The organism is Hydrogenophaga intermedia (genome assembly GCF_000723405.1).
Lineage (GTDB): Bacteria > Pseudomonadota > Gammaproteobacteria > Burkholderiales > Burkholderiaceae_C > Hydrogenophaga > Hydrogenophaga intermedia.
On record NZ_CCAE010000068.1, the window covers coordinates 1 to 21,929 of the forward strand.

Genomic DNA, 21,929 nt, shown 5'->3' on the forward strand with positions numbered 1-21,929 from the left:
CCTCAAGGACGGCTACCGTCATGGCAAGGCCCTGCTGCTGGTGGGCGCGGCGCAGACGCTGCTGGACATGGCGGGCGGGCCCCCCCCCCCCCCCCCCGGCGGGCCCGGCCCCGGGCCACGGGGGCGGGGGCCGGGGCGGCCACCGGTGCCGGCACCACGGCGGCGGGTGCGTCCTGGCCCTGGGCCAGCGCGTAGATGCGCGCCACCAGGTTGCCGGTGTCGGGCGGCGTGCTGGCGCTGCCCTGGTGCACGGCGAGCTGGCCGCGCAGGGCATCGCTCGATTCGAGCAGCACGTCCACCATGGCGGCCGTGGGTTGCAGTTCGTGGCGGCGCAGCTTGTCCAGCAGCGACTCGGCCTGGTGGGTGAGTTCGGCCACGTCGGCAAAACCGAAGGTGGCCGCGCCGCCCTTGACGGAGTGCGCGCAGCGGAAGATGGCGTTGAGCTCCTCGTCCTGCGCGGCGGCCACGTCCAGCGCGAGCAGCATCTGCTCCATCTGATCGATGTTCTCGCCCGCTTCCTCGAAGAAGATCTGATAGAACTGGCTGAGATCGATGTCGTTGCCGAGGTGTTGACCCTCGTTCATCATGTCGCCCATATCAATGCTCCTGGTTGCTTGGTCGCTGCTCAGCGAATCACTTTGTTGATCACTTCAATGAGGCGACCCGGATCGAAGGGCTTGACCAGCCAGCCAGTGGCGCCTGCGGCACGGCCGGCCTGCTTCATGGCGTCACTCGACTCCGTGGTCAGCACCAGGATCGGCGTGTTCTTGAATTTGGGGTGGCCGCGCAGCTTGCGCGTCAACCCCAGGCCGTCCAGGTTGGGCATGTTCTGGTCGGTCAGCACCAGGTCGATGCTGTGGTGCTGCGCTTTGTCCCAGGCGTCCTGGCCGTCCACGGCTTCCACCACGTGAAAGCCGGCACCCGTGAGGGTGAAGGACACCATTTTTCGCATGGATGCCGAATCGTCGACGGCAAGGATGGATCGCATGGGTTTCTCCGTTCTTCGGGTGTTATCGGCGGCTCGCGGGCGTTCTTAAAAGAGCTCCACCGAACCCGCATCCATCTCGCTCTGGGTCACGGGGCTGGGGCGTTCGGGCATGGGGTCGAGGTCCAGGGGCACCTCGTCTTCCTCGGGCGCGATGGCCTGCTCGGCCAGGCGCCAGGCGCAGCCCTTGAGCATGCCGCTGGTGTGAGCCAGCAACTGGGTGGCCATGTCGTGGAACTGCAGCTCGGTCACGGCCTGGTGCAGGCTGTGGCGGATGCGGGTGAGTTCCTCGCCCAGGGCGCCTTCCAGGGCTTCCAGGTCGCGGTTGGCGTTGCCGAAGCGTTCCAGCAGGTTGCCGGTGGCGTGGTCCAGCAGGCCTTCCAGGCGCTGCAGGTCGGTCATGGCGATGAGCAGCGAGTCCTGCAGATCGGCCACCAGCGCCACGGGCAGCGTGACCGAAGGTGGGGTCGGCGGCGATGCGTTGGTCTGCATGGTTGCGGAGGGAGGTCTTTACGGATACGGGGTATTACAATTTTCGGCAGCCGCCTCCTGGGGTATCGACCGAAAACGGCCTGAAATTCAGCCCTTTTGGCCTTCTCCAGCCACCTTCAGGCGCCCGTTCACCTCTTCACCAGGCGACACAGAGCCCCTCCCATGACCGGTACCGGTGAAGCGACAGCGAGCCACCCGCGACCGGTGCGCATCCTGCACCTCGAAGATTCGAGGGTGGACCACGCGCTGGTGAAGTTCGCGCTGCAACGCAGCCAACTGCCCAACGAGATCACGCTCGTGGACACGATGGAGGACTTCCGCCGCGAGTTGCAGAGCGGGCGCCACGAGATCGTGCTGGCCGACTACCACCTGCCCGGCTTCACCGGTCTGGACGCCTGGGACGCGGCCTGCAAGCTGGGCATCCAGATCCCCTTCGTCATCCTCTCCGGCGCCATTGGCGAGACCGCCGCCGTGGACGCGATGCACCGCGGCGTGAGCGATTACCTGCTCAAGGACAGCATGCACCGGTTGGCCCACGTGGTGCAGCGCGCACTGGAGATCAGCGACGCGCGCCGGGCCAAGGCGCGCGCCGACGCCGAGCTGGCCGAGTCGCGCCAGCGCCTGGCCGAACTGGCCGAGCACCTGCAGACCAGCATCGAGCAGGAGCGCGCCGACATCGCGCGCGAGATCCACGACGACATCGGCGGCGCGCTGGCGGCCGTGAAGCTTGACCTGGCCTGGGTAGGCCGCCGCGCCAACGATTCCGAAATGCAGCGCCACGTAAACACCGCGCTGGACATGGTGCAGCACGCGCTGGGGGCGAGCCAGCGCATCATGATGAACCTGCGCCCGCCCATCCTCGACCAGGGCCTGGTCGCCGCGGTGGTGTGGCTGGCGCAGAACTTCGAGCGGCGCACCGGCCTGCGCGTGCACGTGCGCCGCACGGCCGAGCGCATCGAGGTGCCGCGCGACGTGCAACTGGTGGCCTACCGCACCGCGCAGGAGGCCATGACCAACGTGGCCAAGCACGCCCAGGGCGCGAGCCACGTGGAAATCGATCTCAATGACGGTGAAGGCGTGCTCACGCTCGAGGTGAGCGACAACGGCCCCGGCCTGGACAGCGGCGCGCTGCGCAAGGACAAGTCCTTCGGCCTGCTGGGCCTGCGCGAGCGGGCGGCCAAGGTCGGCGGCTGGCTGGACGTCAGCTCCTCGACGCGCGGCACCTCGGTCATTCTCTCGGTACCGCTCCCCGGCGGCGACACACTGCCGCCGCCCGTGGAGCACAAGGAAGCCCATGATCAAGGTGATTTTGTGTGACGACCACGCGGTGGTGCGGCGGGGCATCCGCGACACCATCAGCGAGGCGGTCGACATCCAGGTCGTCGGCGAAGCCGGCAGCTACCCCGAACTGCGCGACCTCATGCGCAAGACGCCTTGCGACGTGCTGGTGCTCGACCTGAACATGCCCGGGCGCGGTGGCCTGGAGGTGCTGGGCGCGCTGAAGGAAGAGGGCTCACCGGTGAAGGTGCTGGTCGTCTCGATGTACCCCGAGGACCAGTACGCCATCCGCTGCCTGCGCGCGGGCGCGCGCGGCTATGTCAACAAGGCCGGCGACCCGGCCGAACTGGTGGGCGCCATCCGCGTGGTGCAGCAGGGCCGTAAATACGTCACGCCCGAGGTGGCGCAGATGCTGGTGGACACGCTCAGCGCGCCCGAGACCGAGGAGCTGCACGCCAGCCTGTCCGAGCGCGAGCTGCAGACCCTGCAGAAGATCGCCTCGGGCCGCAAGCTCAGCGACATCGCCGAGGAGCTGATGCTCAGCCCCAAGACCGTGAGCGTCTACCGCGCGCGGGTGCTGGAGAAGCTGCACCTGTCGAACAACGCGGAACTGACGGTGTACGCGATCAGGAACGGGCTGGTCTGAGAAAGTGTGAGCCGGCGTCAGTTGTCGGCGACGATCGAGACATCCAGGGAAGCCGCCAGCTCCGTGGCGCGCAGCATCCTCAGCCCTTCCTTCAGGCGCCGCGTCCAGCCACTTCCGCGGCTTCGCAGGTTGTCGGCGGCCGCGCGCAACGCATCCGGATCGTTGACCGTCAGGTATTCGATCAGGCTCGCAGCCTGAATGAGGTCCTTGCGCACCTTGTCCCGGTATTCGGTGGTTCGTTCGGCAGCCACCAGGAGTTTGTGCAGGCCGTACTTCTCCGGTCGCGGCAGGTTCACCACGATGGGGCCGGCGGTGCCCAGGACCACGGATTGGAACGGGTCCTCCAGCGAGAACTCCATGAATCGCAAGGGTTGAAGCCTGAGATTCAGGGATTCGTTGTGCACCGCCTCTTCGCCTGATCCGCCCATCGTCGTGAGGAAGTCGATCTGGAAGTCGGGCTCATCGGCTTTCTGGTACGTGCTGAGTGACTTCAAGGGCACGAAACCCATGCTCAAGGCATCGATCGCGGACGCGACGTCCGCTCGTGCGTCGCTGGCAATGGCCGTGGACAGGCGCTGGTCATGTGCGAAGTCAAGGTCGGTGGTGCTGTCGGCCGTGCCCCAACGGATGCCGAAGTGGTTCTGGTAGGCCGCATAGGCGTGCGTGCCGACCAACACACCGCCGACGCGGAAAAAGGAGGCATCTGCCAGTTTGGCGATGACCCGCGAGTGAGCGGGCGTCAGCGCGGGACAGCCGAGATCGATGGCGGCGCGCGCAAGGCGTTTTGCGTGATCCAGCCCGTCGCGGTTGGGCGAATTCACGTGCGCGTCGCGCAGATGGCGTGTGGCGGCGTCATCGCGTCCGACGTAGACCTGTCGCTGCTTGCCGGAGAGATCGGAGTACTGGAAATACCAGTAGGGCTCGCCCTTGACCGTCTTGGTGACGAAGTTGCCTGGCAGCATGCCGGCATCGCGCCGGGCTTCCAGGGACCGTATTGCCGTGGCCGCATTGGAGTACGCGGCCTGGGCGGCGCCCGAAAGGTCGCGATAGAGCAGAGCCATACGGTTATCCTTAATTTGAAAAAAGTAATGATAACTCCAGGGTGGTCCGATCGAAGCATAGGACCGCACAACATCGGCATGCATACTGCGCGACCTGTACTCACAGGGAGTTTCCATGCTGTCCACCCCCGCGGTTCGGGCACGGCGCCGCGCCGTGCTGGCCATGCTCGTGGCGTCTGCCGCGCTCGCCGCCTGCGGCAAGGACGACCCGCAGGCGAAGCTCGAAGCCGCTGCCCGGGCCCTTCAGGCCGCCATCGAGGCGCGCGACATCGGCGACGTGATGGACCTGCTCGACGAGCACTTCCAGGGCAGCGGCAACCTCGACCGCGACGGCACGCGCCGGATGCTCACCGCCACTTTCCTGCGCTTCCAGAACATCAAGCTCATCGCCATGTCGAGTCAGGCGCGGGTGGATCCGCAAACGCCGACGCTGGGCCGTGTCGAGGCGCAGGTGCTGGTGACGGGCGCCCAGGGCCTGATCCCCGAGCGCGCCGAGCCCTACACCGTGCGCATGGAGTGGCGCCTGGTGGGGGGCGACTGGAAGCTCGCCGACCTGCGCTGGGATGAGTGACGATATGAACCGGCTTCAGCGCGAGCGGCCCGGCGCGGACCAGTCGCTGCGGTGCGTGGCGATGGCCAGCGTCAGGCCCATGAGCGCCAGGCTCAGGCCGACCACCGCGTACAGCGCCTGCGGCTGATCGCCCGACAGGCGCAACGCCAGCCAGCCACCCACCGCCACCACCACCAACCGCGCCGCGCTGGCCACCAGGGGCCAGGTGAGCCGCCCCGCGCCCTGCGAGGCAAAGAACAGCGCCAGACCCAGTCCGAAGAAGCCGTACGCGCCGCCCACGATGCGCAGGTAGCTCGCGCCCGCCGCCTGCACGGCCGCGTCCGGGGTGAACGCCGCCATCCACAGTTGCGGCCACAGCGCGGCGACCAGGCCGATCGCGCCCGTGATGGCCCACACCAGCGCGGCGCCGGTCCAGGTGATGCGCTTGGCGCGCGCCGCCTGTTGCGCGCCAAGGTTGGTGGCCACCATGGCGGTGAGCGCGCCGCCGATGCCGAAGGCGATGGGCACCAGGATGTACTCCAGCCGCGCGGCGATGCCGTAGCCCGCCACGGCCAGGCTGCCGAAGCCGGCGACATAGGCGGTGGCGAGTGCGATCGAGCCGTTGCTCAGCACCGGGTTGATGGCCGACGGCAAGGCCAGGCGCAGGATCTCGCGCGTGTCATCGCGCCGCAGCCGCCAGCCCGCGCCCAGGGGCCGCGCCGGCGCACCACGGCGCGACAGCCACGCCAGCAACACCAGCGCCGACACCGCGCTGCAGGTGACGGTGCTGGCCGCGGCGCCCGCCACGCCCAGCGGCGGCAGCGGTCCCCAGCCGAACACCAGTTGCGGCGCCAGCAGCAGGTGCATCACCGTGGTGCCGATGAGCGCCAGCGCGGCCGCGCCCATCTGCCCGGTGCCGCGCGCCACGCCGGCCAGTACGTTGACCGTCCACACCGCCGAGGCGCCCGCGAACAGCACAGCAGCGTAGCGGGCGGCTTGTTCCAGCACCGGCCCGCGCGCGCCCATGGCGGTGTAGATCAGCGGCGAGGCCGCGATCAAGGTGAACAGCAGTGAAGCGATGAGGCCCAGCACCAGCGCATGCCAGGCCAGCCGCGCGGCGCGTGCCTCGTCGCCCGCGCCCGCGGCGCGCGCCACCACCGCCGTGGCGCTGCCGCCCAGGCCGCCCGCCGACATGTGCAGCATCAGCATGGCCAGCGGCAGCACCACCGCCACGCCGGCCAGCGCGTCGGCGCCCAGGCGGCCCACGATGTAGCCGTCGAAGCCGATGACGATGGTGTTGGCGAACAGGCCCAGCACGTTGGGCGTGGCCAGGCGCATCAGCGTGGGCAGCACGGGGCCGTGCAACATGCGCTGGCGGGTGTCGGCGGCTTTGGTGGGGGCGGTGCCGGGGACCGCGGCGATGCTTGACATGATCAGGCGGGCAGGTAGGCGGCCGTGGCGCTGGCGAGCGACTGCTTCACCTGGCGCGTCATGTCGTCGGCCAGCACCTCGGCGTCACCCGCCTCCAGTCCGTCGAAGGCGGCGCGCACGATCGCCTCGGGCGTGGACTTGGGCGCCTCGATGCCCTGCGTGAGGTCGGTGTCCACGAAGCCCATGTGCAGCGCCGTCACTTGCGTGCCCTGTTCCAGCAACTCGTGCCGCAGGCCGTTGGTGAGCGCCCAGGCCGCCGATTTGGTGGCGCCGTAGGTGCCCAGCAGCGGGCGGTTGATCCAGCTCGCGATGGAGAGCACGTTGAGCATGGCGCCGCCGCCATTGGCCGCCAGCACCGGCGCGAAGGCCTGGGCCATGCGCTGCATGCCAAAGACGTTGACGTCGAGTTGGCGGCGCAGGGCTTCCAGCGTGTCGGGCATCAGGAAGCCACCGAACTCGGCCACGCCCGCGTTGTTGATGAGCAGCGTGACGTCGCCGTGTTCGCGCGCGGCGCGCGCCACTTGTTCGGGGCGGGTCACGTCCAGTTCGATGGGCGTGACGCCATCGAGCGTCACGTTGGCGGCTTGCCGGCTGGCGGCGTAGACGCGCTTCGCGCCGCGTGCGAGGGCCTCGCGCGCGAAGGCCAGGCCGATGCCACGGTTGGCACCCGTGATCAGGACGACGGCGTTCTCGATCTGCATGGAAGACTCCTGGTGAATATGATGGCCGTCATATTTGTGGCCGTTGAGGAAAGCGCGCCAGAGGCGCGCGTTGGGTCGTTGGGTGTCAGTGCGTGGCGCCGGGTGGCGCATCGCTGTCGTCCGGGGCGAACTGTTCCAGCAGGAAACGCCGGCTGGCGGCCAGGTGACGGCGACCCTTGCTGTTGTCGCCCAGCGTGCGGGCGATCTGCAGGGCGCCGACCAGTTGCGACGCGATCACGCCGGCCGCCTCGCGCGGCTGCCCGGGCGCCAGCGTGGCGGCCACGGCCCGGGTCAGGGCCTCGATGCGGGCGGCGGCGGCCTCGCGCACGGTGTCGGACTGGCGTGGCATCTCGGAAGCCAGTGCGGCCACGGGGCAACCGCTCTCGGGGGAGCGCAAGTGGCGGTCGGCGAGGTAGTTGTCGACCAGGGCCTGGAACCGGCTGCCGCCCTTGGCCTCGCCGGCGTCCAGCGCGCGGCGCAGGCGGACCTGGCTGTCCTGCCCGGCGCGTTCCAGCGCTTCGGCCAGCAAGGCCTCGCGCGACGCGAAGTGGGCGTAGAAGCCGCCGTGCGTGAGGCCCGCGCGCTTCATGATGTCGGCCACCCCCACGCCCTGGAAACCGCTGGCGCGCAGCACGCCGGCGGCGGTGTCCAGGATGCGGTCGTGCGTGGCCTGCTTGCGGCTGGTGGGCTGGTCCATGGAGAGTGGCTGGATGAACTGGTGCGCGAGTCTAGCCAAATATGATGGCCATCATATGCGTGAGGGCTTTCGGCCCGCACGGGCCCGGCAGCGGCTCAGCCGGTGAACAGCGCCGTTGCCAGCCGCAGCAGCGCGGCCACCGGCGTGTCCAGCATGGGCAGCGTGAAGGCGATGCCGATCAGGCCGGCCGACAGCGTGATCGGAAAGCCGATGGCGAAGGCGTTCATCTGCGGCGCGATGCGCGAGACGAAGCCCAACACGATGTTGATGAACAGCAGCATGCCGATCAGTGGCAGCGCGATCCACAGGCCGTAGCGGAAGACCACCGCGCCGAGCTCGTGCAGGCGCATGGTGTTCACCGCGTCGAGCGCGCCGCCACCCACGGGGAAGGTGCCGAAGCTGGAGATCACGGCCTGCAGCAGCATGAGGTGGCCGCCCATCACCACGAACAGCAACATGGTGGTGTTGCCGAAGAAGCGGCCCACGGTGCTGCTCTGGCTGCCCGTACTGGGGTCGAAGAAGCCGGCGAAGTTCAGGCCCATCTGCAGGCCGATGAGTTCGCCCGCCAGTTCCACCGCCGCGAACACGATGCGCACCGCCAGGCCGATGGCCAGACCGATCAGCACCTGCTGCACCACGGTTTCCAGTGCGCGCGGATCCGTCAGCGCCACCACCGGCTGCTCGGGCAGCGCGGCCTGCGCGCAGAAGGCGATGAGAAAGGCCAGGGCCACGCGCGTGCGCACCGGCACCGAGCGCGAGGAAAAGATGGGCGCGCTGCTGAAGACCGCGAGGATGCGCAGGAAGGGCCAGAACACCGGCGAGACCCAGGCCATGATCTGCGCTTCAGTGAAGGTGATCATGGGCTGTGAATCGAGTGCAAGCGCCGAACCCAGGGGCACCGAGGAACCGGCTTTGCCGGGCCTCAGGTGCCGCCCCCTTGAGGGGGTCGCGCAGAGCGCGGCGGGGGTGTTTCACTTACACGGCGTACTGGGGGATCGACAAAATGGTGCTGCGGATGAACTCGACCATGGTGGTGAGCATCCACGGCCCGGCAATGGCGAACACCGCGATGGCGGCGATCAGCTTGGGCACGAAGGACAGGGTCTGTTCGTGGATCTGCGTGATGGCCTGGAACAGGCTGATCACCAGGCCCACGCCCAGCACCGTGGCCAGCACCGGTGCGGCCACAGCGAGCAGCAAGAAGAGGGCGTTCTGGCCAAGGGTGAGGGCGGCTTGCGGTTCCATGGTGTCTTCCCTACTGGGCGAACGATGCGGCGAGCGAGCCGATGAGGATGTTCCAGCCGTCCGCGAGCACGAACAGCATGAGCTTGAAGGGCAGCGCCACCAGCACGGGCGAGAGCATCATCATCCCCAGCGACATGAGCACGCTGGCCACCACCATGTCGATGACCAGGAAGGGAATGAAGATCATGAAGCCGATCTGAAAGGCGGTCTTCAGCTCGCTGGTGACGAAAGCGGGCACCAGCACGCGAAAGGGCGCGTTCTCGGCGGTCACGTCGTCGGGCAGGCGGGCCAGGTTGGCGAAGAGCTCGAAGTCGGACTGGCGCGTCTGCTTGAGCATGAAGGCCCGCATGGGCTGCTCGCCGCGCTGCAGCGCCTGCTCGAAGCTGATCTCATTGCGCGAATACGGGCCGTAGGCGTTGCTGTAGACCTGATCGAGCGTGGGCCCCATGACGAACAGCGTGAGGAACAGCGAGAGGCCGACGATCACCTGATTGGGCGGGGCCGACTGCGTGCCCAGGGCCTGGCGCAACAGCGAGAGCACGATGACGATGCGGGTGAAGCCCGTCATCAGCAGCAGCACCGCCGGCAGGAAGGACAGCGCGGTGAAGAACAGCAGCGTCTGGATCGGCACCGAGTAGCTGGCACCGCCCGCGCCCTGGCCCACCACCAGCGGGAGCGAGGGACCTTGCGGCGTGGGCACGGGCGCGTTCTGCGCCCAGGCGCCGATGGACAGCAGCATCAGCGCCAGCAACAGCGCGAGCGCGCGCAGGCCGACGAGGCGGGGCATGTCAGCGCGGCGCATTGCCGGGGCCCTTGACGAGTTGTTGAGCGAGGCGCGCGGCAAAACCGCCAGCCAGCGGCGTCGGAGGCGCCGGCGGCGTTGCGGCTTCGGCCGGCAGCGCCAACTCGTGCAGGGTGTTGATGCTGCCCGGCGCGACCCCGAGCACCAGGCAGGTGGCGTCCTCGCCGCGACCCACCTGCACGGTGACCACGCGCTGCTGCGGGCCGAGCGAGACGCTGCCCAGCACCTTGACGAAGGGGCCGCTCTGTCCGGGCACGCCCGGCAGGCCGGGCATGCGCCCGCGCGCCCACTTCAGCGCCCACGCGATGCCCACCATCAGAGCGAGCAGGACCAGCGCCGGCCAGGCGTTCTGCCACATGTCGGTGTTCCTTCAGGTGCGGCTGAGCCGCTTCATGCGCTCGGACGGCGTCACGATGTCGGTGAGGCGGATGCCGAACTTGTCGTTCACCACCACCACCTCGCCCTGCGCGATCAGGTAGCCGTTGACCAGCACGTCCATGGGCTCGCCCGCGAGTGCGTCGAGTTCCACGATGGAGCCTTGCGCGAGCTGCAGGATGTACTTGATGGGCACGCGCGTGCGGCCCAGTTCCACCGAGAGCTGCACGGGGATGTCCAGCACCATCTGGATGTCCTGCGCGCCGCCGCTTGATGTCTTGACGGGGATGTTGTCGGCCTCGAAGGCGGGTGCGCCTTCGTCCACCGTGGTGGCGGCCTGCTCTTCGAGCGCCTGCGCCCATTCATCGGCGATGGCGTCCTGGTTCGGTTCGTTGGTTTCGGTAGACATGGTTTTCTCCTGAACGCCGGTCACAGATCGGGGGACGACCCGAGCCAGTTCATGTCGCTGCCGCGCAGGCTGCGCTCGACGCGCAGCGCGTACTTGCCCTTGTGCGTGCCGTACTGGCACTCGAAGACCGGCACGCCGTCGACGTGTGTGGTGATGGTGGGCAGGCGGTCGAGTTCGATGAAGTCGCCCACCTGCATGGCCAGCAGTTGCTCCACCGTGGCCTCGGTCTTGGCCAGTTCGGCCACCATGGTCACCTCGGCGGCCTGGATCTCGTGGCTGAGCAGCTTGACCCAGCGTCGGTCGACCTCGATGGCGTCGCCCTGCACGCTGGAATACAGCACGTCGCGGATGGGCTCCAGCGTGGCGTAGGGGATGCAGATGTGCAGCGAGCCGGTGATGTCGCCGATCTCCAGCGTGAAGCTGGTGGAGACCACGATCTCGCTGGGCGTGGCGATGGTGGCGAACTGCGGCTGCATCTCCGAGCGCTGGTAGGCCAGCTCGATCGGGTACACCCCGCGCCAGGCCTTCTTGTATTCCTCGGCCACCACCTCCACCAGGCGGTTGATGACGCGTTGCTCGGTGGGCGAGAAGTCGCGGCCCTCGATGCGGGTGTGGAACTTGCCGGTGCCGCCGAACAGGCTGTCGATGACGCCGAACAGCAGTGTGGGTTCGCACACCACCAGGCCGTTGCCACGCAGCGGGCGCACGGCCATGATGTTGAAGTTGGTGGGCACCACCAGCTCGCGCAGGAAGGCGCTGTACTTTTGCACCTGCACGCCGCCCACCGACACCTCGGGGCTGCGGCGGATGAAGTTGAACAGGCCGATGCGCAGGTTGCGCGAGAAGCGCTCGTTGACGATCTCCATGGTGGGCATGCGCCCACGCACGATGCGCTCCTGGCTGGAGAGGTTGTAGTTGCGGATGCCGCCTTCGGGCACCTCTTCCTTGGCCAGCTTCTGGCTCTCGCCGGTCACGCCCTCCAGCAGGGCATCGACTTCGTCCTGTGACAGAAACGATTCGGACATGGCGTTGTCGCTCCGCGCTTACTGGACGATGAAGCTGGAGAACAGCACGGCCTGCACCGGGCTGGCGGGGCCACGCTTCTTCTTGCCTTCGTCTTCGGCCTTGGGCGTGGGGTAGCCCATCACCTCGGAGACGGCGGCAATGATGTCGGCGCTGAGCTTGCTCTTGCCCTCGGCGCTGAGCACGTCCTCGGCGGTGCGTTTGGACAGGATCACCAGGATCTGGCTGCGGATGCTGGGCATGAAGGCCTTGACGGCATCGCCCGTGTGGGCGTCCTGCAGTTGCAGCGTCAGGCCGATCTGGATGTAGCGGTTGCCACCGGGGTCGGCCAGGTTGACCACCATGTTGTCCAGCGGCAGGAAGGTGGGAGCCGACTTGGGATCCACCGGCTTGTGCGCGGCGACCTCTTCCTCATCGTGCCCTTCGTCCTCGGCGGTGTTCTTCTTCAGGATGAACAGCGCGCCGGCCGCGCCCGCGATGGCGAGCACGACCACGCCGATCAGGATGAACAGCAGTTTCTTGCCCTTCTTCTTGGGGGCGGCTTCGGCGACCGGTTGGGCGGCAGCGGTGGCGGCGGCGGACATGGCACTCCTTCGTCGGTTGCCGCATGCTCAAAGGCGCGCGGCTTGAGAAGGATTGTGGGAGGGGCCCCCCCTCGCCGTTCACTCGATAAGCGCGGAAAAACCGGTTCTTTCCCGCGCCCCGAGACTCAGACGAAGAGGTCGAGGCCCCGGTCGCTGGCGCCGGGAGAAGCCGGGCGAGCGGGCGCCGTTTCCCCTGTGTCGGTGCGTGCACCACGGTGCGCGGTCGCCTGCGCGGCCTGGCCGTCGCGGCGCAGTTCGCCCTGAGCTTGGCCCTGGCCCTGCTCGCCCACGGAAACCTGGCCCAGCGTCAGGCCGCCTTGCTGCAGGCGCTCGCCCAGCGCGCCCTGGGCTTGCTCGCGCAGCGCCTCGCGCGCGGCGGCGTCGTCGGTGCGGATGTCCAGTTGCACCTCGTCGCCGCGCAGCGCGAGCTGGATGTCGATGGCGTTCTGGGCGTCCTCCCCCACGCGCAGGCTGGCGTGGCGCATGGTGCCCGCGCCCCAGTGCTGCACCTCCACCGCGTCGGCGTCGGCCGGGGCGGCGTAGGGGTCTTGCGCGGTGTTCTGCTCGGTGCCGCTGTCGCCGTGGGCGGTGCCGCCCTCGGCCGAGGCCTCGCCACCCAGGCCGGCGTCAGCCAAGGCGCTCACGCCGCTGGCGGCTGCCTCGCCGATGGCGCGCGCGCCGCCGGTGGGGGAGGCGCCGGGCAGGGCCAGGTCGTCGGCATCGGCCACGCCGGGCGCGCCGGCCACGAAGGCCGCCACCGTGCCGGTGGGCGTGGCCGACTGGAAGCGCGTGTCCAGCGCGACCGTGCTGCGCATGGGCCAGGCGTTGGCGTTGGTGTCTGCGGGCGAGGCGGCACGGCTCCAGCGCGTGGCGGGCGCGTCGCCCGAACCGATGGGCGTGCCTGCGGGGTTCGGGGTGAAAGGGGTGGTGGTCGGTGACGCCGGGGTGCGCGCGGTCGGCTGCCAGGGCGCTGCGACCTGTCGGCCCGGCGTGGCGCCGTTCGACGCGAGCAGGCCGTCGGCGGGCGTGGCGCCCAGGCGGTCGGCGCGCGTATCCAGGCCGCGCGTCTCGCCGGCCAGTGAGCCTTCCCCGGTGAGCGGCGCGGGCTCCAGGCCGTGCGGCGCGGTCCAGGCCATCAGGGCGGCCAGGGGGTTGTCGGTCTCCGTGACGTCTTTGGCCAGCGGGTCATCGCCCGGCAGGCTGGTGCCGGCCAGCTCGCCGCCCTGCGGGTCCAGCGGCAGGGCGTCGGGCGACAGCAGGGCCAGCAGGCTGGAGAACAGGTCCGTCGGCTGCTGTTGACCCTGGCCCGTGCGCGAGGCGTTCGCAGGCTGGCCGTGCGCGGCCTGGGTGGCGGGCGGGTGGGCGTTGCTGGGCGCGGTCGTGGTCATGTGTGGAGGCTTTGGAAGGTGCTGTCGGATTCGGCGCGGCGGCGGTGGGCGTTCTGCGCCATCTCGTCGGTCTGTTTCTGCTCGCGGCGCATCAGGCGCTGCTGGATCGCCTCCTGCTGGCGCGCGACGTACTGCCGCAGCGTGGCGAGTTCGCGTTCGGTCTCATGCACCTGGCGCTGGGTTTGGTCGATCTGGTGCTGCTTCTGCGCGAGCACGCCGGTCTGGAAGTCGATCGCGTGGTCGATCTTGGCCATGAACTGGCGGTGGTGCATCAGCCAGGCGGCGTCCACGCCGCTGGCGCATCGCGTCTGCCAGCGTTGCTGCGCCTCGTTGGCGTAGGCCGTGAGCTGGTCCATCTGCTCTTGCGCGGCCTGCAGCTCGCGGCGCGTGGCCGACAACGCGGCCAGCGCCTCGTCGCGCTTGCGCTCGGCGAGCTCGATGACCGTGTCCATGGTCTCCAGCCCCTGTTTGGTCATGCGTTGCCCTCATACGGGTTGTGGTGGGGCCGCGCGCCGCGCGGGGCGTTGCCCGCCGCGTCGCGCGCCGACTTGTCTTCCTGCAGCGCGGTCTGCAGACCGCGCACGCTCTCGGTCATGGGCGCGGCCTCGCGCATGTCCTGCATCAGGAAACGCTGCAGCCCGGGGTAGAGCACGATGGCGCGGTCCGTCTCCGGGTCGCTGCCGGCCACGTAGGCGCCGAGCTGGATCAGGTCACGGCTCTTCTGGTAGCGCGAGTAGTTCGCGCGGAACTTGCGCGCCAGTTCCAGGTGGGTCTGCGGCGCCACGTTGTGCATCACGCGCGAGGCCGAAGCCTCCACGTCGATGGCGGGGTAGTGGCCCGATTCGGCCAGCGCGCGCGACAGCACGATGTGGCCGTCCAGAATGGCGCGCGCCGCGTCGGCGATCGGGTCCTGCTGGTCGTCGCCTTCGGACAGCACGGTGTAGAAGGCCGTGATGGAGCCGCGGCCATTGAGACCGTTGCCGCTGCGCTCCACCAACTGGGGCAGTTTGGCGAAGCACGATGGCGGGTAGCCCTTGGTGGCCGGCGGCTCGCCAATGGCCAGCGCGATCTCGCGCTGCGCCATCGCATAGCGCGTGAGCGAATCCATCAGCAGCAGCACGTGCAGGCCGTCGTCGCGGAAGCGCTCGGCGATCGCCGTGGCGTAGCTGGCGCCCTGCATTCGCACCAGCGGCGGCGCGTCGGCCGGCGCGGCCACCACCACCGAGCGGCGGCGGCCTTCGGGGCCGAGGATGTCCTCGATGAATTCCTTCACCTCGCGGCCGCGCTCGCCGATCAGGCCGACCACGATCACGTCGGCCTTGGTGTAGCGGGCCATCATGCCCAGCAGCACGCTCTTGCCCACGCCGGAGCCGGCGAACAGGCCCAGGCGCTGGCCGCGGCCCACGGTGAGCAGGGCGTTGATGGCGCGCACGCCGGTGTCCAGCGGTTCGCGCACGGGGTCGCGGTCCATGGCGTTGAGCGGCGCGCGCTCCAGCGGGGAGACGCTCACCTCGCGCAGCGGGCCCTGGTGGTCCATGGGCTGGCCGTGCGCGTCCACCACGCGGCCCAGCAGGCCGGCGCCCATGGGCAGACTCAGCACGCTGCGGTCATTGGGCGAAGGCGGCGGGTTGTCCTGGCCCAGGCGGGGCACGGTGCGGTAGGGCGGCAGCGGCGTCACGCTGGCGCCGCTGGCCAGGCCCTGCACATCGCCCGCGGGCATGAGAAAGGCGCGGTCCTTGGAGAAGCCCACCACCTCGGCCAGCACCGGCTGCTTGTGGCCGTTCTCGATCAGGCACTGCGCGCCCACGGGCACGCGCAGGCCCACGGCCTCCAGCACCAGGCCGGCCAGCTTGGTGAGCGTGCCGCGCACCTCCAGCGGCGTGGGCGCCTGCGCGCTGGCGCGCAGGTCGTCCATGAAGTGGCCCCAGCGGCTCGGCGTCTCGTCAAACGTGCTGTCGGTCATCGGCTCAGACCTCGGCGTCAGCGGGGTTGAACGGCTCGTTCAGGCCCAGGTTGCCGATGGCGCGCAGCCAGCGCTTCTCCACCGTGGCATCCACCGAGTTGGTGCTCGATTCGAGCACGCAGCCACCCGGGGTGATGGTGGCGTCGGCCACCAGCTCGGGCGCGGGCTCGCCCAGCGTTTCCAGCAGTGCGCCCTTCATGAGCGCGAGGTCGGCCGGGTTCATGCGGATGGTGGCGGGCAGGCCGTCGTCGATGAGCTGGGACATCGCCTCGCTCACCACGCCCTGCAGTTGGGTCGGGTCCTGCACGAGCTCGCGGCGCACCACCTGGCGAGCCAGGTCGCAGGCGATCTCCAGGATGTGGCGCGAGATCTCGTGTTCGCTGTTCTTCAGGTGCTCGCGCGTGGTGCGCAGCAACTGCGCCATGCGCACGGCCGTTTCCTCGGCGGTGCGGCGCATGGTGGCCTCCATCGCGTCGCGCACCGACTGCGCGCCCGCGTCGTGGCCGTGGCGGAAACCCTCGGCGTAGGCCTGCTCGCGCGCCTCGGCCACGCGCTCGTCGGGCGGTGCCGACGCCGGCGCGGCGTCGGTGGGCAGGGCCGGGCGTTGGTCGCTGCCGTCCACGGCGGCGAACTGCCAGGCGGCCACGCCGTCGATTTCCTCGCGCGGGATGAAGCGCGAATAGGGGTCGTTGCGCGGCTTCTGGGTCATACGAAGGCTTCCTCTTCGCCGCCGCCGCCGATCACGATCTGACCTTCGTCGGAGAGTCGGCGCACGACCTTGAGGATCTCCTTCTGCTGCGCTTCCACCTCGGACAGGCGGATCGGGCCGCGCGCTTCGAGGTCTTCGCGCAGCGCCTCGGCCGCGCGCGAGGACATGTTGGAGAGCACCAGCTCGCGCAGCTCGTTGGTGGCGCCCTTGAGCGCGACGATGAGCTGGTCGGTGGCCACTTCCTTGAGCACCAGCTGGATGGCCTTGCCGTCGAGCTTGAGCAGGTCCTCGAAGATGAACATCTTGTCCATGATCTTCTGGGCCAGCTCGGGGTCGAAGTCGCGGATCGACTCGATCACCGAGCTCTCGATCTGCGTGCCCATCATGTTGATGATCTCGGCGGCCGTCTTCACGCCACCCATGGAGGTCTTGCGGATCTTGTCTCCGCCGGCCAGCACCTTGTAGAGCACCTCGTTGAGGTCTTTCAGCGCGGTCGGCTGGATGCCTTCGAGCGTGGCGATGCGCAGCATCACCTCGTTGCGGGTGCGCTCGGTGAAGTTCTTCAGCACGGCGGCGGTCTGGTCGGCCTCCAGGTGCACCAGGATGGCGGCCACGATCTGCGGGTGTTCGTTGCGCAGCAGTTCGGCGATGGACAGCGGGTCCATCCACTTCAGGCTCTCGATGCCCGAGACATCGCCGCCCTGCAGGATGCGGTCGATCAGCAGCGCCGCCTTGTCGTCGCCCAGTGCGCGCTTGAGCACCGCGCGCACGTAGTTGTCGGTGTCGCTCACCAGCAGGCTCTGCGACGAGGCGGTGGTGGTGAAGCGCTGCATCACCTGGTCCACGCGCTCGTGGGAGACGGCTCGCGTGCGCGCGATGGTCTCGCCCAGCTTCTGAACCTCTTTCGGGCTGAGGTGCTTGAACACCTCGGCCGCCTCTTCCTCGCCCAGCGACATGAGGAAGATGGCCGCGTCCTGCAATCCGTTGTCGTCCATGGTCTCGTCCCTGTGTCAGGTGGCCGGCTCGCCGTTCACCCAGCCCTTGACGATGTTCGCCACCGCTGCGGGGTTTTCCAGCGCCAGGCGCTTGGCGTCGGCGATGCGTCGCTTCTCCGGCGTTTCCTCATCGGCTGTCGGCATCGGCAGGCCGGGGCGCTCGGGCATTTCGTTCAATACGGCGTTGAGCGGTTGCACCTCGGTGATCGGCTTCGGCGCCGGCGACTTCATGAGCTTGAGCGCCGGGCGCACCATGCCCATCAGCACGATCAGGCCCAGGCCCAGCATGCCCAGCGGGAAGGCCAGGCTGCGCGCCAGCTCCACGTTGTCGGCCTGCTGCCAGAAGGGCAGGGCCTCGGGCTCGGTGACCACCACCTCGTTGAACGGTGCGTTCACCAGGTTCACCGAATCGCCGCGCGTCTGATTGAAACCGATGGTCTCGCGCACCAGGGCGGTCATCTGCTCGATCTGCTGCGGCGGGATGGGGCTGGTGACGGGCTTGCCGTTCTTGTCCAGCGAGGTCTTGTGGTTCACCACCACGGCCGCGCTCAGGCGCTTGATGGTGCCGCTGGACTCGCGCACGGTGCGCACCGTGCGGTCCACCTCGTAGTTGATGACCGATTCGCGGCGTGTATTGCCGGGCTTGTCCGTGCTGCCCTGCTGGGCCACGCCCACGGGGGCCGCCGCGCCGTTGATGGGCGCGCTGCCGGTGGCCGGTGGCTGGTTGCTCACCGCGCCGGGCACGCCGGCGGGCTGGGCGCTGGCCGGGCTGCCGTCCTCGATGGTCTGCTGGCTGCGCACCGCGCTGGGCTCGTTGCCCTGGTTGGGGCGGTGCTGCTCCGAGGTCATCTCGGCTTGCGAGAAGTCGATGTCGGCGCTGACCTGCGCCTTCACGTTGCCCGCGCCCACCAGGGGCTCGAGCATGTCCAGGATGCGGCGGGTGTAGAGCTGCTCCAGCTGCTGCGCGTACTGCAGCTTCTGCACGTCGGCGCCGGGGGCGTTCTGGCCATCGGGCGGGTTGGACAGCAGGCTGCCCTGGTCGTCCACCACGCTCACGGCCTTGGGGTTCATCTCCGGCACGCTGCTGGCCACCAGGTGCACGATGCCGGCGACCTGCGCGCGGTCCAGCGTGCGGCCGGGGTGCAGCGTCAGCAGCACGGAGGCGCTGGGTTTCTGTTGTTCGCGGAAGAAACCGTTCTGGTTGGGCAGGGCCAGGTGCACGCGCGCGGCCTGCACCGAGGCCAGGGACTGGATCGAGCGGGTCAGCTCGCCTTCCAGGCCGCGCTGGAAGCTCAGGCGCTCCTGGAACTGGGTCATGCCGAAGCGGTTGCTCTCCATCAGTTCGAAGCCGGTGACCGAGCCCTTGGGCAGGCCCTGCGAGGCCAGGCGCAGGCGCGTGTCGTGCACCTTGTCGGCCGGCACCATGATGGCGCCGCCGCCCTCGGCGTGCTTGTAGGGCACGTTCATCTGCGAGAGTTGCGCCACGATGGCGCCACCGTCCTTGTCGCCCAGGTTGGCGTAGAGCACGCGCCAATCCGGCTGGCGGCCCATGAAGAAGAAGGCCAGGGCGATGGCCAGCAGCGCCAGCGCGCCCAGGCCGAGCTTGATCTTCTGCGCGTTGTCCATGCGCGCGAAGCCCTCGGCCAGCGCGTTGGCGCGCACGGGCTGGGCATTCACTTCGGCGACGGCGGTGGTGCTCATGGGCGGGATGGCTCGCAAGGGGCGCAAAAGGCCCCGAATGCGGACGAGTATCCCGGCGGGGGTCGGCGGGCAGTGCCGGAAAAAGGCGGTTTATCGGGGCTTTATTTCCGGCCCGGCTTGCCGAGGGGGTCCTTAGCATTCAGGCCTGTCATCCGGTTTGCCAAGGAGTCCGCCATGGACATGCGCCTGTCCCCCCTGACCAGCCAGTCACTCGGCAACGTGGCCGCGTTCAAGCGCCCGGCCGCGGGCACCGCCATCGCGGGCGGCGCGGGCGCGGCCTTCGCCGACAACCTCAAGGCCGCTCTGCAGAAGGTGAGCGACGTCCAGAACGAGGCCAGCCGCCTGCAGACCGAGGTGCAAATGGGCAACCCGAAGGTCAGCCTGGAGGAGACCATGATCTCCATGCAGAAGGCGCAGATCGGCTTCCAGAGCGCGCTGCACGTGCGCAACCGCATGGTGCAGGCGTATACGGATGTCATGAACATGTCGGTGTGAAGGCGCGGTCTGGGTCAGAATCCGGGCCATGCCCAGCCCCGACACCCTGGCCCGCTTCATCGCCCGCGTCGAGCAGAACGCCCACGTCGAGGCGATCGAGGAGTTCTACGCGCCCGACGCCTCCATGCAGGAGAACCTGTCGCCGCCGCGCGTGGGCCGTGAGGCCCTGATCGCCAACGAGGCCAAGGCCATGGCGCGCACGAAGTCCGTGCAGTCGTGGTGCGTGGGGCCGGTGTTCGTCAACGGCGACCTGGTGGTCATCCGCTGGCGCTTCCGCTTCGAGTCGCCCGACGGGCTGATCCGCGAACTCGAGGAACTGGCCTATCAGGAATGGCGCGGCGAGCGCATCGTCAAGGAACAATTCTTCTACGACCCCGCCCAGTTCACCCCGCGACCGCCCCAATGACAAAGGGCGCCGATGGCGCCCTTTGATCTGGCGGAGCGCGGCTCGCGCCCGCTCGTGCTCAATGCGTCGGTGCCGCGCTGCTGCGGTCGATGATCTGCGCCAGGTCGGCCAGCCAGGGCTCGGCCAGGCAGCGGATCTCGGCGTCGGTGCGCAGGATGCGCTGCATGATGCGGGCCTTTTCCTTGCGCTCGTCCGGGGCCAGGTCGGCGTCGCGCGATTTGAAGCGCAGTTGCGCGATGAGCACCGCGCAGGCGCCTTCCAGGCGCACCACGCGGTCCCAGTCCTCGGCCTGCGCGGCGGCCAGCATCTGGTCGCTGGTGCGCTCGATGGCCTTGTAGTAGTCGATCAAGCCGTGTTGCTCCAGGTTGGACATGTCAGGCTCCTTGCAGCGCCTGGCCGCGGATGTCCTGCCAGGCCTGTGCCACGGGTTCGATGAGGGTCGCCACCTCGGCCAGCGCGCTCGGGTCGTTGCGCAGGTTGGCTTCGGTCAGGCGGCGCACGCTGTAGGCGTACAGGGCGCGCAGGTTCTGCGCCATTTCGCCGCCGGCGGGGTCCAGGCCGGCCTTGAGGCCTTCCTCGACGATGCGAACGGCCTTGCCGATCTGCTCGCCCTTGACCACGAGGTCGCCGCGCTCCATGGCGCCGCGTGCGGCGGCCACGGCCTGCAGCAGGCCGTCGAACAGCATGCCCACGAGGCGGTGCGAGTCCGCCGCCTGGACGCCGGTTTCCACGGCGACGCGCTTGTAGACGGAGGCGGAGCGGGTGTTGACGGAGGTGAACATGGCGGGGGTTCCTTGCTGGCTATGCCTTATGTATCGGCCGTCCCGCGCCGGACTGTAGGTATTTGGTGGGCGATCAGAGGTGGGTTTCATGGCCGTTTCCCGGGATGCCTGGAGAGGGTTTGCGTCGCTTCAAAAGGCAACGGCGGCGGCCTTTGGGGGGGCCGCCGCCGTCTCGGGCGTGGGGCGGCCCCGAAGGGCCAGGCCGATCAGCGCAGCAGCGACAGCACGTTCTGGCCGTTCTGGTTGGCCTGGGCGACCATGGCGGTGCCGGCCTGCTGCAGGATCTGCGAGCGCGACAGGTTGGAGGTTTCCTTGGCGAAGTCGGCGTCGACGATGCGGCCACGCGCGGCGGAGAGGTTCTCGCCGGTGATGTTGATGTTGGCCACGGCGTTTTCGAAGCGGCTCTGCAGGGCGCCGAGGTCGGCGCGCGAGCTGTTGATCGCGTCGATGGCGGAGTCGATCACCTTGAGCGCGAGCTGGGATTCGCCGTAGCTCTCGATGCTCACGTCGTCCATGGCGGCGTTGGCCACGGCGGCGGTGTCGGTCACGGTGCCGGTGGTGGCAGCGCCGAAGCCGGTGAAGTCGCCGGCCGCGGTCAGGGCGCGCTCGGCCCAGACGCGGTAGCCGGTGACGGCGCCGGTGGCGTCGAGCGTGGCGAAGGCGAACACGCCGGTGTCCGAGGACTTGGCGTTGATCGCGTCCACGATCTGCTGCGAGCGCTGCGCGCCCGTGGTGGCTTCGCCGATGGGGCCGAGGTCGATGGCGGTGCCGGAGGCATCGTCCACCTGCAGGTCGCCGGCGTCCATGGCGGCCAGCACGGCGGGCGCCACGGGGTCGGCGGCGTTGTTGATCTGCGCGGTCATGTGCACCGGCGTCTCGCCCAGCGTGTCGGACTTGGCCGAGACGATGGATTCGATGGCAATGCCTTCACCGGCGTTGGCGCCGACCTGGAAGGTGGCGTTGGCGAACGTGCCATCCAGCAGCTTGGTGCCGTTGAAGCTGGTGGTCTTGGCCACGCGGTCGATCTCGTCGCGCAGCTGGGTCACCTCGGCCTGCAGGGCCTTGCGGTCGTCGCTGTTGTTGGAGGCGTTGGCCGACTGCACGGCCAGCTCGCGCATGCGCTGCAGCATGTCACCCACCTTGCCCAGTGCGCCTTCGGCGGTCTGTGCGAGGGAGATGCCGTCGTTGGCGTTGCGGGCGGCGACGTTGAG

At 69.1% G+C, this 21,929-nt stretch carries 27 protein-coding genes and 1 pseudogene; 5 read left to right on the forward strand and 23 right to left on the reverse strand.

Going from position 1 to position 21,929, the window contains the following annotated elements:
• Positions 1-29: 29 nt before the first annotated feature.
• The 3 genes and pseudogenes from BN948_RS22960 to BN948_RS22970 form a co-directional block, all read right to left on the reverse strand.
• A pseudogene (locus BN948_RS22960) lies at positions 30-596 on the reverse strand (Hpt domain-containing protein); the annotation flags it as partial.
• A 29-nt stretch (positions 597-625) separates the two neighbouring features.
• The gene (locus tag BN948_RS22965; protein WP_009519655.1) at positions 626-988 is read right to left on the reverse strand and encodes a response regulator; all 363 of its coding nucleotides are present in this window, start codon (positions 986-988) and stop codon (positions 626-628) included.
• A 45-nt stretch (positions 989-1,033) separates the two neighbouring features.
• On the reverse strand, positions 1,034-1,477 hold the full coding sequence (locus BN948_RS22970; RefSeq protein ID WP_009519656.1) for a hypothetical protein: 444 nt from the start codon (positions 1,475-1,477) through the stop codon (positions 1,034-1,036).
• Between the two features lie 162 nt (positions 1,478-1,639).
• Here BN948_RS22970 and BN948_RS22975 point away from each other — a divergent pair, with 162 nt between their 5' ends.
• Both BN948_RS22975 and BN948_RS22980 read left to right on the forward strand, forming a co-directional pair.
• Complete coding sequence (locus tag BN948_RS22975) at positions 1,640-2,794, forward strand: hybrid sensor histidine kinase/response regulator (protein ID WP_009519657.1); 1,155 nt, start codon at positions 1,640-1,642, stop codon at positions 2,792-2,794.
• Positions 2,772-3,401 (forward strand): response regulator, encoded by a 630-nt coding sequence (locus BN948_RS22980; RefSeq protein ID WP_009519658.1) that lies wholly within the window; start codon positions 2,772-2,774, stop codon positions 3,399-3,401. The genes BN948_RS22975 and BN948_RS22980 overlap by 23 nt, the downstream gene beginning before the upstream one ends.
• Positions 3,402-3,418: 17 nt before the next feature.
• Here the strand turns inward: BN948_RS22980 and BN948_RS22985 are convergent, their stop codons facing one another.
• Positions 3,419-4,462, reverse strand: coding sequence for a GSU2403 family nucleotidyltransferase fold protein (locus BN948_RS22985; protein ID WP_009519659.1), 1,044 nt, complete (start codon positions 4,460-4,462; stop codon positions 3,419-3,421).
• 115 nt (positions 4,463-4,577) lie between these two features.
• Here BN948_RS22985 and BN948_RS22990 point away from each other — a divergent pair, with 115 nt between their 5' ends.
• Positions 4,578-5,033: a hypothetical protein gene (locus tag BN948_RS22990; RefSeq protein WP_009519660.1), complete on the forward strand. Its 456-nt coding sequence runs from the start codon at positions 4,578-4,580 to the stop codon at positions 5,031-5,033.
• A 15-nt stretch (positions 5,034-5,048) separates the two neighbouring features.
• Here BN948_RS22990 and BN948_RS22995 read toward each other — a convergent pair whose 3' ends face one another.
• The 16 genes from BN948_RS22995 to fliF all read right to left on the reverse strand — a co-directional run bounded on the left by BN948_RS22995 (position 5,049) and on the right by fliF (position 19,035).
• The gene (locus BN948_RS22995; protein ID WP_009519661.1) at positions 5,049-6,443 is read right to left on the reverse strand and encodes an MATE family efflux transporter; all 1,395 of its coding nucleotides are present in this window, start codon (positions 6,441-6,443) and stop codon (positions 5,049-5,051) included.
• A 2-nt stretch (positions 6,444-6,445) separates the two neighbouring features.
• Positions 6,446-7,144, reverse strand: coding sequence for an SDR family oxidoreductase (locus BN948_RS23000; RefSeq protein WP_009519662.1), 699 nt, complete (start codon positions 7,142-7,144; stop codon positions 6,446-6,448).
• Positions 7,145-7,229: 85 nt separating this feature from the next.
• Positions 7,230-7,841 (reverse strand): TetR/AcrR family transcriptional regulator, encoded by a 612-nt coding sequence (locus tag BN948_RS23005; RefSeq protein ID WP_009519663.1) that lies wholly within the window; start codon positions 7,839-7,841, stop codon positions 7,230-7,232.
• A gap of 95 nt (positions 7,842-7,936) precedes the next feature.
• Positions 7,937-8,701, reverse strand: coding sequence for a flagellar biosynthetic protein FliR (gene fliR, locus BN948_RS23010; RefSeq protein ID WP_009519664.1), 765 nt, complete (start codon positions 8,699-8,701; stop codon positions 7,937-7,939).
• Between the two features lie 115 nt (positions 8,702-8,816).
• Positions 8,817-9,086: a flagellar biosynthesis protein FliQ gene (gene fliQ / locus BN948_RS23015; RefSeq protein WP_009519665.1), complete on the reverse strand. Its 270-nt coding sequence runs from the start codon at positions 9,084-9,086 to the stop codon at positions 8,817-8,819.
• Between the two features lie 10 nt (positions 9,087-9,096).
• On the reverse strand, positions 9,097-9,873 hold the full coding sequence (fliP, locus tag BN948_RS23020; RefSeq protein WP_035624126.1) for a flagellar type III secretion system pore protein FliP: 777 nt from the start codon (positions 9,871-9,873) through the stop codon (positions 9,097-9,099).
• Position 9,874: 1 nt separating this feature from the next.
• Positions 9,875-10,246 carry a FliO/MopB family protein gene (locus tag BN948_RS23025; protein ID WP_009519667.1) on the reverse strand — a complete coding sequence of 124 codons (372 nt, stop codon included), beginning with the start codon at positions 10,244-10,246 and terminating at the stop codon, positions 9,875-9,877.
• A 12-nt stretch (positions 10,247-10,258) separates the two neighbouring features.
• Positions 10,259-10,672, reverse strand: a complete 414-nt coding sequence (gene fliN / locus BN948_RS23030; protein ID WP_009519668.1) for a flagellar motor switch protein FliN — start codon at positions 10,670-10,672, stop codon at positions 10,259-10,261.
• A gap of 20 nt (positions 10,673-10,692) precedes the next feature.
• The gene (fliM, locus tag BN948_RS23035; protein ID WP_035624129.1) at positions 10,693-11,697 is read right to left on the reverse strand and encodes a flagellar motor switch protein FliM; all 1,005 of its coding nucleotides are present in this window, start codon (positions 11,695-11,697) and stop codon (positions 10,693-10,695) included.
• Between the two features lie 18 nt (positions 11,698-11,715).
• Entirely contained in the window at positions 11,716-12,279 is a 564-nt protein-coding gene (locus BN948_RS23040; protein ID WP_009519670.1) for a flagellar basal body-associated FliL family protein, read from the reverse strand.
• Between the two features lie 125 nt (positions 12,280-12,404).
• The gene (locus BN948_RS23045) at positions 12,405-13,667 is read right to left on the reverse strand and encodes a flagellar hook-length control protein FliK (protein WP_009519671.1); all 1,263 of its coding nucleotides are present in this window, start codon (positions 13,665-13,667) and stop codon (positions 12,405-12,407) included.
• Positions 13,664-14,143: a flagellar export protein FliJ gene (fliJ, locus tag BN948_RS23050; RefSeq protein WP_009519672.1), complete on the reverse strand. Its 480-nt coding sequence runs from the start codon at positions 14,141-14,143 to the stop codon at positions 13,664-13,666. The genes BN948_RS23045 and fliJ overlap by 4 nt, the downstream gene beginning before the upstream one ends.
• On the reverse strand, positions 14,140-15,630 hold the full coding sequence (fliI, locus tag BN948_RS23055; RefSeq protein ID WP_009519673.1) for a flagellar protein export ATPase FliI: 1,491 nt from the start codon (positions 15,628-15,630) through the stop codon (positions 14,140-14,142). The genes fliJ and fliI overlap by 4 nt, the downstream gene beginning before the upstream one ends.
• A gap of 4 nt (positions 15,631-15,634) precedes the next feature.
• On the reverse strand, positions 15,635-16,339 hold the full coding sequence (locus BN948_RS23060; RefSeq protein ID WP_009519674.1) for a FliH/SctL family protein: 705 nt from the start codon (positions 16,337-16,339) through the stop codon (positions 15,635-15,637).
• Positions 16,336-17,334 carry a flagellar motor switch protein FliG gene (gene fliG, locus BN948_RS23065; protein WP_009519675.1) on the reverse strand — a complete coding sequence of 333 codons (999 nt, stop codon included), beginning with the start codon at positions 17,332-17,334 and terminating at the stop codon, positions 16,336-16,338. Before fliG ends, BN948_RS23060 begins: the two co-directional genes overlap by 4 nt.
• A gap of 15 nt (positions 17,335-17,349) precedes the next feature.
• Positions 17,350-19,035 carry a flagellar basal-body MS-ring/collar protein FliF gene (gene fliF / locus BN948_RS23070; protein WP_009519676.1) on the reverse strand — a complete coding sequence of 562 codons (1,686 nt, stop codon included), beginning with the start codon at positions 19,033-19,035 and terminating at the stop codon, positions 17,350-17,352.
• 174 nt (positions 19,036-19,209) lie between these two features.
• Between fliF and fliE the strand changes: the two genes are divergently transcribed.
• Complete coding sequence (gene fliE, locus BN948_RS23075; RefSeq protein WP_009519677.1) at positions 19,210-19,530, forward strand: flagellar hook-basal body complex protein FliE; 321 nt, start codon at positions 19,210-19,212, stop codon at positions 19,528-19,530.
• 28 nt (positions 19,531-19,558) lie between these two features.
• Complete coding sequence (locus tag BN948_RS23080; protein WP_009519678.1) at positions 19,559-19,936, forward strand: nuclear transport factor 2 family protein; 378 nt, start codon at positions 19,559-19,561, stop codon at positions 19,934-19,936.
• A 58-nt stretch (positions 19,937-19,994) separates the two neighbouring features.
• On the opposite strand, the gene BN948_RS23085 is transcribed toward BN948_RS23080, so the two are convergent.
• From BN948_RS23085 to BN948_RS27515, 3 genes are all read right to left on the reverse strand, one after another.
• Entirely contained in the window at positions 19,995-20,309 is a 315-nt protein-coding gene (locus BN948_RS23085; protein WP_009519679.1) for a flagellar protein FliT, read from the reverse strand.
• 1 nt (position 20,310) lies between these two features.
• On the reverse strand, positions 20,311-20,718 hold the full coding sequence (gene fliS, locus BN948_RS23090) for a flagellar export chaperone FliS (protein ID WP_009519680.1): 408 nt from the start codon (positions 20,716-20,718) through the stop codon (positions 20,311-20,313).
• 206 nt (positions 20,719-20,924) lie between these two features.
• A partial coding sequence (locus BN948_RS27515; protein WP_035624133.1) for a flagellin occupies positions 20,925-21,929 on the reverse strand: 1,005 nt, incomplete at its 5' end.